Genomic DNA, 12,524 nt, shown 5'->3' with positions numbered 1-12,524 from the left:
GCAGGTCAGCAGTCAGCCACCGGCCGGTAGGGTCCTCAGGCCGTCAGGCGGGCGATCGCCTCGGCGACCGTCAGTTCCTCGCGCTCCCCCGTACGGCGGTCCTTCAGCTCGACGACGCCCTCCGCGGAGCGGCGGCCCGCCACCAGGATGTGCGGAACACCGATCAGCTCGGCATCGGTGAACTTCACCCCCGGGGATACCCCGGGGCGCTCGTCGACCAGCACGCGCAGCCCGGCCGACGAAAGCTGCTCGGAGACGTCCAGCGCCAGCTCCGTCTGGAGCGCCTTGCCCGCCGCGACGACGTGGACGTCGGCCGGGGCGATCTCCCTCGGCCAGCACAGGCCCTGCTCGTCGGCGCTCTGCTCGGCCAGGGCAGCCACGGCGCGCGAGACGCCGACGCCGTACGACCCCATGGTCACGCGCACCGGCTTCCCCTGCTGCCCCAGCACGTCGAGCTGGAAGGTGTCGGCGTACTTGCGGCCGAGCTGGAAGATGTGGCCGATTTCGATCGCGCGGTCCAGCTTGAGGCCCGAACCGCAGGCGGGGCAGGGGTCGCCCTCCTCGACGACGACCACGTCGAGGTACTGGTCGACCTCGAAGTCGCGGCCCGCGACGACATTGCGCGCGTGGGTGTCGGGCTTGTTGGCACCAGTGACCCACGCCGTGCCGGCCGCCACGCGCGGGTCCGCGATGTAACGGATCTTGAGACCCTGGGGGCCGACGTAGCCGCGTACCAGCTCCGGCCGGTCCACGAAGTCCTCGGCCGTCACCAGCTCGACGACGGCGGGCGCGAGGTGCTCGCCGAGCTTGCCGAGATCCACCTCACGGTCGCCGGGTACGCCGACCAGGGTGATCTCGCCGTCGACCTTGACCAGCAGGTTCTTCAGGGTCGCGGAGGCCGGTACGCCGAGGTGCGCGGCGAGCGTCTCGATGGTCGGGGTGTCGGGGGTGTCCAGTTCCTCGACGGAGCCGTGCTCAACGGGCTCCGCCGCCGGGGCGCTGAAGGTGACGGCTTCCGTGTTGGCGGCGTAGTCGCAGGCGGGGCAGTCGACGAAGGTGTCCTCGCCCGCCGCGGCGGGGGCCAGGAACTCCTCGGACGCCGAGCCGCCCATCGCGCCGGAGACCGCCGAGACGATGCGGTAGTCGAGGCCGATCCTGGCGAAGATCTTCTGGTACGCGGCGCGGTGCAGCGCGTAGGACTCGGCCAGGCCCTCATCCGTGGTGTCGAAGGAGTACGAGTCCTTCATCTGGAACTCACGCCCGCGCAGTACGCCGGAGCGCGGACGCGCCTCGTCCCGGTACTTCGTCTGGATCTGGTAGAGCATCACCGGCAGGTCCTTGTAGGACGTGCACTGGTCCTTGACGACCTGGGTGAAGATCTCCTCGTGCGTGGGGCCCAGCAGATAGTCCGCGCCCTTGCGGTCCTTGAGGCGGAACAGGAGGTCGCCGTACTCCTCCCAGCGCCCGCTCGCCTCGTACGGCTCCTTGGGCAGCAGCGCGGGCAGCAGCACTTCCTGCGCGCCGATGGCGTCCATCTCCTCACGGACGACGCGCGAGATGTTGTCGAGGACCTTCTTGCCGAGCGGCAGCCAGCTCCAGATACCGGCGGACGTACGGCGGACGTAACCGGCGCGGACGAGCAGCTTGTGGCTGAGGGTCTCGGCGTCCGCCGGGTCGTCGCGCAATGTCTTGACCATCAACCGGGACATGCGCTGGACCTGGGACATGGGGAGCACTCCTGCGTTCTGCTTCTCTCGGGTGTTGCCAGGAGGTTAGCCGGGGTCCGCCAGCAGGCGGAAATCAGTATCTGCGCCGCGCCGTACGGCGCAGTGGGAGCGGGGCGCCCATCACAGCGTACGGCCGGGGCGCGCTCGGGAAGTGCACCTGGCGGGCGAGGTCCTCGTACCCGAGGGCGCGGTACAGCTTGCGGGCGGGGCTCTCGATGTCGATGGCGGACAGGATCGACCGCGGCTGAGCGGCATCGTCCGTGATCGCGGTGATCAGGGTGCGACCGATGCCGCGGGCCTGGAACTCGGGGTGCACATGGAGCTCGGTGATCACGAAGGAGTCGTCGAGCCAGCCGTCGGAGCCGTTGGCGCGCAGATACGGTTCGACGATCGTGGACCACCAGTGGGCGCGGTCGTTGGGCATGCCGTACACGAACCCTACGAGCCGCCCCGTGGCGGTGGTGGCGCCGAGTGCGCGGCAGCCGCGGTGCAGCACGTGGCGGAGCACGATGTGGCGCCGTACGCCGACCTCGTCGTCGCTGAGACCGAAGGCGAGGGCCTGCACGGCGAGCGCCTCGTCGACGCGCGCGGCGAGATCGACCGGCCCTACCTGTACGTCGGGGGTACGGGGGGCGCCCCCGGGGATGCTCGGCATGGCCGAACCCTACTTTCAGAAGAGCACGCTCATGAAGGCACCCACTTCGTGGAATCCGACGCGCCGGTAGGCGGCTCTCGCGGGGGTGTTGTAGTCGTTCACGTAGAGGCTCACTATGGGCGCGACATCGGCGAGCGCATACCGTACGACCGCCGCCATGCCGGACTCGGAGAGGCCGCGGCCGCGGAACTCGGGGTCGACCCAGACACCCTGGATCTGGCAGGCCTGCGGGGTGGCCGCGCCGATCTCGGCCTTGAAGAGGACTCTGCCGTCCTCTATGCGGGCGAACGAGCGCCCCGAGCCGACGAGTTCGGCGACGCGTGCCTGGTAGAGGAGTCCGCCGTCGCCCGCGAGCGGGGAGACGCCGACCTCCTCGGTGAACATGGCCACGCAGGCGGGCATGATCACGTCGAGTTCGTCCTTGCGGATGCGGCGTACGAAGGGGTCGGGCGCGACGGCGGGGAGCTCTTCGGTGGCCATCAGCGGCTGGTGGGCGCGGACCTCCCGGGCGGGGCCCCAGTTCGGCTCCAGAAGGCGCCACAGCGCCGCGGTGGGCCCGGCGGGGCCCACGATGGAGGAGCAGCGGCGGCCGGTCCTGCGGGCGCGGTCGGCGAAGGCGCGGACGGCCTCGGGGGTGGCGCAGATCGGGACGAGATTGGCTCCTGCGTAACACAGCGAACGGAGCCGGCCGTCCGCGTACCAGCCCCACATCTCGCCGCCGAGGCGCCAGGGGTCGAGTCCGGCGACCTGGACGCGGGCCGTGACGAAAGCGTTGGCGACGGGCTCGCTCTCCAGAATGGCGAGCGCGGCGCCGAGTTCACTGGGTTCGAGGACCCGGGTGGTGGTCTGCGTCAACACGAGGGGGCCTCACCATACGTATGCCGATCTCCGCACTGTACCCGGCGGCCCTGTGATACGCCGCCCGCGAGAGGACGCGGAGCTCCAGCGGCCCGCTACGGCGCCGCAGAGATGGCGCCGTAGCGCCGTGGCTCAACGTGCGGGGCTGGTTGCCGGCCCGCGGGCGCGGGCCGACCGTACGAGGCCGCGTGAGCCGGGCGGCGTACGGGACCGGGCGGCGGCGTACGGGGCCGGGGCGGCGGGGTGCGGACGTGGCCACGGCGTACGGGGCGGACGCGGACGGGTCGTACGGGGCGTGTTTTCCGCTGATGGCCGGCGCGTACCACTGTCGCCCGCAAGAGCCGCGGCCCCGCGACCGGCGCCCGGACGGGCGGTGGTCGCGGGGCCGCGTACGAAGACCTCGCGCGGGGCGCGTGAGGCGAGAGAAGCGAGGTCCTGGAAGCGCAGGAGCCATGGAGCCTCGGGGGTCAGCTCACGGAGACCTGGGGCTCGCCCGAGGGGATACCGTCCTTCTCCATCTGCTCGGCGATCTTCATGGCTTCGTCGATGAGGGTCTCCACGATCTTCGACTCGGGGACGGTCTTGATGACCTCGCCCTTCACGAAGATCTGCCCCTTGCCGTTGCCCGACGCCACCCCGAGATCGGCCTCACGCGCCTCACCCGGACCGTTCACCACACACCCCATCACCGCCACCCGCAGCGGAACCTCCATACCCTCAAGCCCCGCCGTCACCTCATCGGCCAGCTTGTACACATCCACCTGCGCCCGCCCGCACGAAGGGCACGACACGATCTCCAGACGCCGCTGCCGCAGGTTCAGCGACTCCAGAATCTGGATACCGACCTTCACCTCCTCCGCCGGAGGCGCCGACAACGACACCCGGATCGTGTCCCCGATCCCCTCCGCCAACAGCGCACCGAACGCGACGGCCGACTTGATCGTCCCCTGGAACGCCGGGCCCGCCTCCGTCACCCCCAGATGCAGCGGATAGTCACACCGCTCCGCGAGCAGCCGGTAGGCGTTCACCATGACCACCGGGTCGTTGTGCTTCACCGAGATCTTGATGTCCCGGAACCCGTGCTCCTCGAACAGCGACGCCTCCCACAACGCCGACTCCACCAGAGCCTCCGGCGTCGCCTTTCCGTACTTCGCCAGCAACCGCGCGTCCAGCGAACCCGCGTTCACCCCGATACGGATCGGTGTCCCCGCCTCACTCGCCGCCCGCGCGATCTCCCGCACCTTGTCGTCGAACTGCTTGATGTTCCCCGGATTCACCCGCACCGCGGCGCACCCGGCGTCAATCGCCGCGAACACATACTTCGGCTGAAAATGAATATCCGCGATCACCGGAATCTGCGACTTCCGCGCAATCACCGCCAACGCGTCCGCATCGTCCTGCGTCGGACACGCCACCCGCACGATCTGACACCCCGACGCCGTCAACTCGGCAATCTGCTGCAGCGTCGCACCCACATCCGACGTACGCGTCGTCGTCATCGACTGCACCGACACCGGCGCATCCCCACCAACCGCCACCGACCCGACCTGGATCTGACGGCTGACCCTTCGATCGGCGAGCTTCGTCGGAACGGACGGCATTCCGAGAGAAATTGCGGTCATCTGCTAAGCAACCCCAAGGTGTGGATCAAGGTCCCGAGATCGGCGGGCTCCAGCACCCGAGATTACGCCACCGTGCACTGCGCGAGCACATCCTGACGAAAAGTCCACCCAAAGATAAGCGGCCGGACACAAACAGTGTCCGGCCGCCGCGAAACGGGCGATATCAGCTGATTTTGACGGGATTGAAGACGTCGGCGACCAGGACGAGCAGGGTGAAGCAGATGAAGATCCCGGCCACGACGTAGGCGACCGGCATCAGCTTCGCCACGTCGAACGGGCCGGGGTCGGGACGCTTGAACAGCCGCGCCAGCCTGCGCCGCAGGGACTCCCAGAGCGCGCCCGCGATATGACCGCCGTCGAGGGGCAGCAGAGGCAGCATATTGAAGAGGAAGAGCGAGAGGTTGAACCCGGCGAGCAGGAAGAGCAGCATCGCGATCTGGTTCTGCGCCGGAATGTCGAGCGTCATGACCTCGCCGCCGATGCGCGCCGCACCGACCACGCCGACCGGCGAGTCGTCCTTGCGCGGGCCGTCCCCGAAGGCCGCGCTCCACAGATCAGGGATCTTGGAAGGCAGCGCGATGATCGAGTCGACCCCGTTCACGATCATGTCGCCCATCCGATCCACCGACTGAGGGAAGGAGAGCGGGATGATCTCAGTGGAAGCGGCGAATCCGAGATAGCCCGCGGGCACGTACTTGTCGGGGATGGCCTCGCCCTTCGAGTCCTTCGCCGCCACCATGTTCTTGGCGAGTGTGACGTGCAGGACCTGCTCCGTACCGTCGCGCTGGACGGTGATGGTGGCGGGGCCGATGGTGCCGCGGATCAGATTGGAGAGCGTGGACCAGTCGTCGACGCGCTTGTCGTTGAAGGCGACGATCTTGTCGCCCTCCTTGAGCCCGGCCGCCTGAGCAGGCGAGACGGGGTCGCCCTTCTCGCACGAGTCCCGCTTGTCGCTCTGCGAGATCACACACTTCTGCACGCCGGCGACCGTCGTCGTCTGTGTCTGGAAACCGAAGCCCATCGCGACGCTGATGAAGATCACGGCGGCGAGTACGAGGTTCATGAAGGGGCCGGCGAACATCACGATGACGCGCTTCCACGGCTTGCGTGTGTAGAAGAGGCGCTTCTCGTCGCCGGGCTGGAGTTCCTCGAAGGCGGCGGAGCGCGCGTCCTCTATCATCCCGCGCCAGGGCGACGTGGAGCGCGCCTCAAGACGCCCGTCGGGTCCCGGCGGAAACATCCCGATCATGCGGATGTAGCCGCCCATGGGGATGGCCTTGAGTCCGTACTCCGTATCGCCCTTCACCCGTGACCAGATGGTCGGACCGAACCCGACCATGTACTGGGGCACCCGGATGCCGAAGATCTTGGCCGTGGAGAGATGGCCGAGTTCGTGCAGGGCGATGGAGAAGAGCAGCCCCGCGACAAACACAAGGATGCCGAGGGCCGTCAACAGAATCGTCATGCGCGAGCCTCCGCTGGCTGTTCTTCGCTTGGCTGACGTACGTCACTGAATTTCGCTGCTGTCTCACGCGCCCGGGCGCGCGCCCAGGTCTCGGCTTCGAGGACGTCGGCCACGGTGAGCGAGGTTCCCGCTGTGCCGCCCGGTCCTGAGGCTCCGCCCGCGCGGGTACCCGAGGCTCCGTCCGCGCGGGTACGGGGCCCGTGGTACTCCGCTTCCGCGACAACGGCGGTGACCGTCTCCATGATGCCGTTGAACGGCAGCCGTCCCGCCAGGAACGCGTCCACGCACTCCTCGTTCGCGGCATTGAACACCGCGGGGGCCGTGCCACCCAAGGTTCCCACGTGCCGGGCGAGTCCCACGGACGGGAACGCCTCACCGTCGAGCGGGAAGAACTCCCAGGTCGAAGCCTTGGTCCAGTCGAACGCGGGCGCGGCGTCGGGCACCCGCTCCGGCCAGCCGAGGCCGAGGGCGATCGGCCCGCGCATGTCGGGCGGAGTCGCCTGGGCCAGGGTCGAGCCGTCCTTGAATTCCACCATCGAGTGAACATACGACTGAGGGTGGACAACCACCTCAATGCGTTCGAAGGGAATGTCGTAGAGGAGATGCGCCTCGATCACTTCGAGCCCCTTGTTCACGAGGGTCGCGGAGTTGACCGTGATCACCGGGCCCATGGCCCAGGTGGGGTGCGCGAGAGCGTCCTTGGGGGTGACACGGGCCAGGTCGGCCTTCGTACGGCCCCTGAACGGCCCGCCGGAGGCCGTCACCACAAGCTTGCGTACATCGGCACGGGTCCCGGCCGCCAGCGCCTGGAAGAGCGCGGCGTGCTCGGAGTCGACGGGAATGATCTGGCCGGGCTTGGCCACGGCCTTCACCAGGGGGCCGCCGACGATCAGCGACTCCTTGTTGGCGAGCGCGAGCGTACGGCCCGCCGTCAGCGCGGCAAGCGTGGGGGCGAGCCCGATGGAACCGGTGATGCCGTTCAGTACGGTGTGGCACTCCGAGGCGGCCAGCTCGGTCGCGGCGTCCGGGCCGGCGAGGATCTCGGGGAGCGGTTCGCCCGCCCCGTACCGCGCGCCGAGGGCCTCCCGAAGGGCGGGGACGGCGCTCTCGCGCGCGACGGCGACGGTACGGACCCGCAGCCGCCGCGCCTGCTCGGCGAGGAGCTCCACGCGGCCGCCCGCGGCGGAGAGCGCGGTGACACGGAAGCGGTCGGGGTTGCGCAGGACCAGGTCGATGGCCTGCGTGCCGATGGATCCGGTGGAGCCGAGGACGACGATGTCTCGGCGGCCTTCGATCGGATCGAAGACGATATGCGGATCGGCGAGAGGGGCTGGGCTGTCGCTCATGCCCCCCATTCTTGCCTCATCCGAGAGCGCGGAGGACAGCGCGCCCCCGCAGGTGTCTCCGTGCGCCGGTCCCGCGCGCGCCGCGACCGTTCCGTAATGAGGGCCTGGGTACGCCCCGTGGTCTCCCCATATCCGCCTCGTAGTCGCGCTGCGCCCCGCCCGGTAGTCGCTGTGCCCCCGCCCGCTAGTCGCTGCCACTCCGCCCCATCGCCGCTGTGCGTCCGCGCCGTATCCGTCCTGTGGCCGCAGCGTACGGCGCGCACGGTGTGCTCTCTTTCCGTTCCGGCCGGACCAGGGGCCGCCGCAGCCCCGTACGGCGCCCCGTACGGGGCGGGCAGTGCGTCCCGACCCAGCCGAGCTCTGGCGCCGGGCGGTGGAAGACGCGCGGCACGTCAACCCCGTGTCCAACCCTGGCCCATTGAGCCACTCTCATTGACACGCCTGCCGCGCGGCCCGATCCTGAGAGCGCTCTCAGACCCTCTGTTCCACCCCCACTGGAATCCACCTCCTAAGGAGGAAGAGCGTGCCTGCCCTACGGAAGGTACTGACGTGCCTGGCCGCGACCGTGGTCTTCGCGACGGGGTTCACTGCCGCCGGCCCCGCGCCCGCCGCTACGGCCACCCCAGCTGACAAGCAGGCGCCGTCGGCGGAAGCCGCGGTTCCCGCGACCATCCCGCTCACCATCAAGAACAGTTCCGCACGCGGCGATCAGGTCTACATCTACAACATCGGAACGCAGCTCTCGACGGGCCGGCAGGGCTGGGCCGACGCGAACGGTACGTTCCACCCCTGGCCCGCCGGGGGCAATCCGCCCACCCCGGCTCCGGACGCGTCGATCGCCGGGCCGGCCAACGGGCAGTCATTGACGATCCGGATGCCGCAGTTCTCGGGCCGCGTCTACTTCTCGTACGGCCAGAAGCTCGTCTTCAAACTGACCACGGGCGGCCTCGTACAGCCCGCCGTGCAGAACCCGTCCGACCCGAACAGGAACATCCTCTTCAACTGGACCGAGTACACGCTCAACGGCGGCGGCCTCTGGATCAACAGCACCCAGGTGGACATGTTCTCGGCGCCGTACGCCGTGGGCGTCAAGCTCCCGAACGGTACGACGAAGAACACCGGCCACCTGAAGGCGGGCGGCTACAACGGCTTCTACAGCTCCCTGAGGGAACAGCCTGGCGGCTGGGCCAACCTCATTCAGACGCGCTCCGACGGCACCGTTCTGCGCGCTCTCGCACCCGGTCACGGCATCGGCACGGGCACGTTGCCGGCATCCGTCATGGACAACTACATCAACCGCGTGTGGAGCAAGTACGCGTCCTCCACCCTGACGGTGACTCCGTTCACGGACCAGCCGAACACCAAGTACTTCGGCCGGGTCTCGGGGAACGTCATGAACTTCACCAACGCTTCGGGCGCGGTCGTCACTTCTTTCCAGAAGCCGGACGCCGACAGCGTCTTCGGTTGCTACAAGCTCCTGGACGCGCCGAACGACGCCGTACGCGGCCCGATCTCGCGCACACTGTGCGCGGGATACAACCGCTCGACCCTTCTGACCAACCCCAACCAGCCCGACACCAATGCGGCCGGTTTCTACCAGGACTCGGTGACCAACCACTACGCCCGGAAGATCCACGCACAGATGGCGGACGGCAAGGCGTACGCATTCGCCTTCGACGATGTCGGCAACCACGAGTCGCTGGTGACCGACAGCAACCCGCAGGAAGCGTTCATCACCCTCGATCCGTTCAACTAGGCGGCGTCCGGCGTCCCCGCGGGGCAGCCTTCCGCTGTCCCCCGGTCCAGTGGTCGGGGGACATGGGCCGGTCGTTCCGCACAAGGAGGCACAAGGAGCACAACAGACACGTTCGGTCCGGCCGTCACGCGTGCTGGAACACGCAGAGCGCCCCGTGGATCACCGGGAAGGTCTTGCGTACGCAACAGGAGTCGTTGTGCGTCATCCCCGAGGCACGCAGCGCCGTGACGGCGCAGGGGCATCACGATGCGGTGATCGCCGTGGGTGGCGATCTCGACGGGGCGCGGCGTACCAGGGTGGTTCTCGATCCAGTACAGGCCCGTCTCCGTAGTGACGCCCCGTCGGCGCAGATTGCGGGCGCAGACATCCAGGCGGTCGTAAGCGTCCGGGCGTCCGAGCCGAGGGGCCGCAGGAGATTGGTGGTGCCGAGTCTGCCCCGTGCGGCGCCGCGTTCCCACGCGGCGTACGGGGCGGGACGTACCGATCGGCCGTCTTCTACCGGACGGCGCGCCCGCGGCATACGGGGCGGGCGTCCTGGGTGGCCCGCCCCGTACTGCGGTGAGCCGTGTGCTCCGTACGGAGCACACGGCGCCCGCGTCCTACGCCACGGCCCGGGAGGCTCCCGTACGGAGCGCTCACGGTCTGCGGCGGAGGTCGCGAAGTGTCCCTGGTCCACGCGGTGCCCAGGCCCCGTGCGCCCCGTACGGCGCGCACGGGCGTGGTTCAGCGGATCACCGGATCGGCCGGTGCACGTTCTCCCGTGGCGAAGGGCCCGGTGCCGCGTCCGCGATCCAGGGGCCTTCGCCGCTCGGGTCGACAATGCCCGCCTCCAGCCAGGTGTACGTACCCGACAGGACGCCGTCCACGACCCTGTGGTCCAGGTCGTCCGTGTTGGACCACAGCCGCGTGAAAAGCTCCTCGACGCGGATCCGGGCCTGTTTGCAGAACACGTCGGCCAGTTGGTACGCCTCGCGGCCGTGGTCACCGTTCGTGCGGAGCATCTCGGCCCGTACACACGCGGCGCTCATCGCGAACAACTCCGCGCCGATGTCCACGATCCGGCCGAGGAAGCCCTGCTTGGTCTCCATGCGCCCCTGCCAGCGCGACATGGCGTAGAAGGTGGAGCGGGCGAGTTTGCGGGCGGTGCGCTCGACGTAGCGCAGGTGCGACGACAGGTCCGGGTGCCCGGACGGGTGGAACGCGGCGTACGAACCGGGCAGTTGTCCCGGTCCGGCCACCAGTTTCGGCAGCCAGCGGGCGTAGAACTTCCCCGCCTGCGCCCCTGCCCTGGCCTTGTCCTGGAGGGATTTGTCGGGATCGATGATGTCGCCGGCCACCGCGAGGTGGGCGTCGACGGCCTCACGGGCGATCAGCAGGTGCATGATCTCCGTGGAACCCTCGAAGATCCGGTTGATGCGCAGATCGCGGAGCATCTGCTCGGCCGGTACGGCCCGTTCGCCACGGGCCGCCAGCGAGTCCGCCGTCTCGAAGCCCCGGCCGCCACGGATCTGAACCAGTTCGTCCGCCATCAGCCAGGCCATCTCGGAGCCGTACAGCTTGGCGAGGGCAGCCTCGATCCGAATGTCGTTGCGGTCCTCGTCGGCCATCTGGGAGGAGAGGTCGACGACCGCCTCCAGCGCGAACGTGGTGGCGGCGATGAACGAGATCTTCGCTGTGACGGCCTCGTGCCGGGCGACCGGCTTTCCCCACTGCTCGCGCGCGGAAGACCACTCGCGGGCGATTTTCAGACACCATTTGCCGGCGCCCACACACATCGCGGGCAAGGAAAGGCGCCCGGTGTTGAGCGTGGTGAGCGCGATCTTGAGGCCGGCGCCCTCGGGGCCGATACGGTTCGCGGCGGGAACACGGACCTGGTGGAAGCGGGTGACGCCGTTCTCCAGCCCGCGCAGCCCCATGAAGGCGTTGCGGTGCTCGACCGTGATGCCCGGGGAGTCCGCCTCGACGACGAACGCTGTGATGCCGCCCTTACGGCCCTCATCCTTGGGAACGCGGGCCATCACGACGAGAAGATCGGCCACGACACCATTGGTCGTCCACAGCTTCAGACCGTCGAGGACGTACGCGTCGCCGTCGGGAACGGCGGTCGTCGCCAGCCGGGCGGGGTCGGAGCCCACGTCGGGTTCGGTGAGCAGGAACGCCGAGATGTCGGTACGGGCCAGGCGCGGCAGAAAGAGGTCCTTCTGCTCCTGGGTGCCGAAAATCTTGAGGGGCTGCGGTACGCCGATCGACTGATGGGCGGAGAGCAGCGCGCCGACGGCGGGGCTGGCGGAGCCGACGAGCACCAGGGCCTTGTTGTAGTACACCTGGGTGAGGCCGAGACCTCCGTACTTGACGTCGATCTTCATGCCGAGCGCGCCCAGTTCCTTGAGGCCGTTGATGACCTCGTCGGGGATCCTGGCGTCGCGCTCGATCAGCGCACCGTCGATGCGCGTCTCGCAGAACGTGCGCAGCCTCGCGAGGAACTCCTCGCCGCGCCTGACGTCCTCGGGGGCCGGGAGCGGGTGCGGATGGATGAGGTCGAGGCGGAAGCGGCCGAGGAACATCTCCTTCGCGAAGCTGGGCTTGCGCCAGCCCTGCTCACGGGCGGCTTCGGCGACCTGCCGCGCCTCGCGCTCGGAGACCTTGGGCTTTCCGTGTGGTTCCTGCGGTGTCTGAGTTTTCTGTGACTTCTGAGGTTCCTGTGGCGTAGAAGCTGCTGAGGGTGCGGATGGGGCGGACATGAGGAACTCACCTCGCCGCGGAGTCGGGGCCAATGGCGATGCCTGGCGGTGCGGGCCGGTACGGGGCGCTGTGGGGCGCCGTGAGGCAGTGCCGACGTACCGGCGAGAGTGTCGATATAGCGACTGCTGCTCATATCGACTCTTGCTACTCGTCCGTATCTACCCGATTCCCGCCACCCGCACCAGTCGTGGAGCAAGCGGTACGGTCCCGGGCACGGTGTACCACCCCCGTCACCGCGCCGTCGTCGCCCCGTTCTGGCCCCGTTCTGGCCTCGTTCTGGCCCGTCCGGGCCAGAACGGGGCGCGAAGCTCTTGCCCGGACGTGAACGCACGGCGGCGGCCGAAACCCCGTGT

At 68.9% G+C, this 12,524-nt stretch carries 8 protein-coding genes and 1 pseudogene; 1 reads left to right on the top strand and 8 read right to left on the bottom strand.

What is annotated here, in order from left to right:
* Nucleotides 1–35: 35 nt before the first annotated feature.
* From AB0P17_RS25150 to dxr, 6 genes are all read right to left on the bottom strand, one after another.
* On the bottom strand, nucleotides 36–1,727 hold the full coding sequence (locus tag AB0P17_RS25150; protein ID WP_365814162.1) for a proline--tRNA ligase: 1,692 nt from the start codon (nucleotides 1,725–1,727) through the stop codon (nucleotides 36–38).
* 73 nt (nucleotides 1,728–1,800) lie between these two features.
* Nucleotides 1,801–2,382, bottom strand: coding sequence for a GNAT family N-acetyltransferase (locus AB0P17_RS25145; RefSeq protein ID WP_365814161.1), 582 nt, complete (start codon nucleotides 2,380–2,382; stop codon nucleotides 1,801–1,803).
* 15 nt (nucleotides 2,383–2,397) lie between these two features.
* On the bottom strand, nucleotides 2,398–3,240 hold the full coding sequence (locus AB0P17_RS25140) for a GNAT family N-acetyltransferase (RefSeq protein WP_365814160.1): 843 nt from the start codon (nucleotides 3,238–3,240) through the stop codon (nucleotides 2,398–2,400).
* A 467-nt stretch (nucleotides 3,241–3,707) separates the two neighbouring features.
* Nucleotides 3,708–4,862, bottom strand: a complete 1,155-nt coding sequence (gene ispG / locus AB0P17_RS25135) for a flavodoxin-dependent (E)-4-hydroxy-3-methylbut-2-enyl-diphosphate synthase (RefSeq protein ID WP_365814159.1) — start codon at nucleotides 4,860–4,862, stop codon at nucleotides 3,708–3,710.
* A 163-nt stretch (nucleotides 4,863–5,025) separates the two neighbouring features.
* Nucleotides 5,026–6,327: a site-2 protease family protein gene (locus AB0P17_RS25130; RefSeq protein WP_365814157.1), complete on the bottom strand. Its 1,302-nt coding sequence runs from the start codon at nucleotides 6,325–6,327 to the stop codon at nucleotides 5,026–5,028.
* Complete coding sequence (gene dxr / locus AB0P17_RS25125) at nucleotides 6,324–7,673, bottom strand: 1-deoxy-D-xylulose-5-phosphate reductoisomerase (protein ID WP_365814156.1); 1,350 nt, start codon at nucleotides 7,671–7,673, stop codon at nucleotides 6,324–6,326. Before dxr ends, AB0P17_RS25130 begins: the two co-directional genes overlap by 4 nt.
* A gap of 523 nt (nucleotides 7,674–8,196) precedes the next feature.
* On the opposite strand from dxr, the gene AB0P17_RS25120 reads away from it, so the two are divergent.
* Entirely contained in the window at nucleotides 8,197–9,429 is a 1,233-nt protein-coding gene (locus AB0P17_RS25120; protein ID WP_365814155.1) for a glycoside hydrolase family 64 protein, read from the top strand.
* A gap of 124 nt (nucleotides 9,430–9,553) precedes the next feature.
* Here AB0P17_RS25120 and AB0P17_RS25115 read toward each other — a convergent pair.
* Together AB0P17_RS25115 and AB0P17_RS25110 are read right to left on the bottom strand one after the other, a co-directional pair.
* A pseudogene (locus AB0P17_RS25115) lies at nucleotides 9,554–9,806 on the bottom strand (3-phosphoshikimate 1-carboxyvinyltransferase); the annotation flags it as partial.
* Between the two features lie 354 nt (nucleotides 9,807–10,160).
* Nucleotides 10,161–12,170 (bottom strand): acyl-CoA dehydrogenase family protein, encoded by a 2,010-nt coding sequence (locus AB0P17_RS25110; RefSeq protein ID WP_365814154.1) that lies wholly within the window; start codon nucleotides 12,168–12,170, stop codon nucleotides 10,161–10,163.
* Between the last annotated feature and the right edge of the window lie 354 nt (nucleotides 12,171–12,524).

The sequence above is a fragment of the Streptomyces sp. NPDC088124 genome, from assembly GCF_040685895.1.
Lineage (GTDB): Bacteria > Actinomycetota > Actinomycetes > Streptomycetales > Streptomycetaceae > Streptomyces.
Note: the sequence above shows the minus strand (reverse complement) of the source record. Positions and strands in the feature narration are given on the sequence as shown.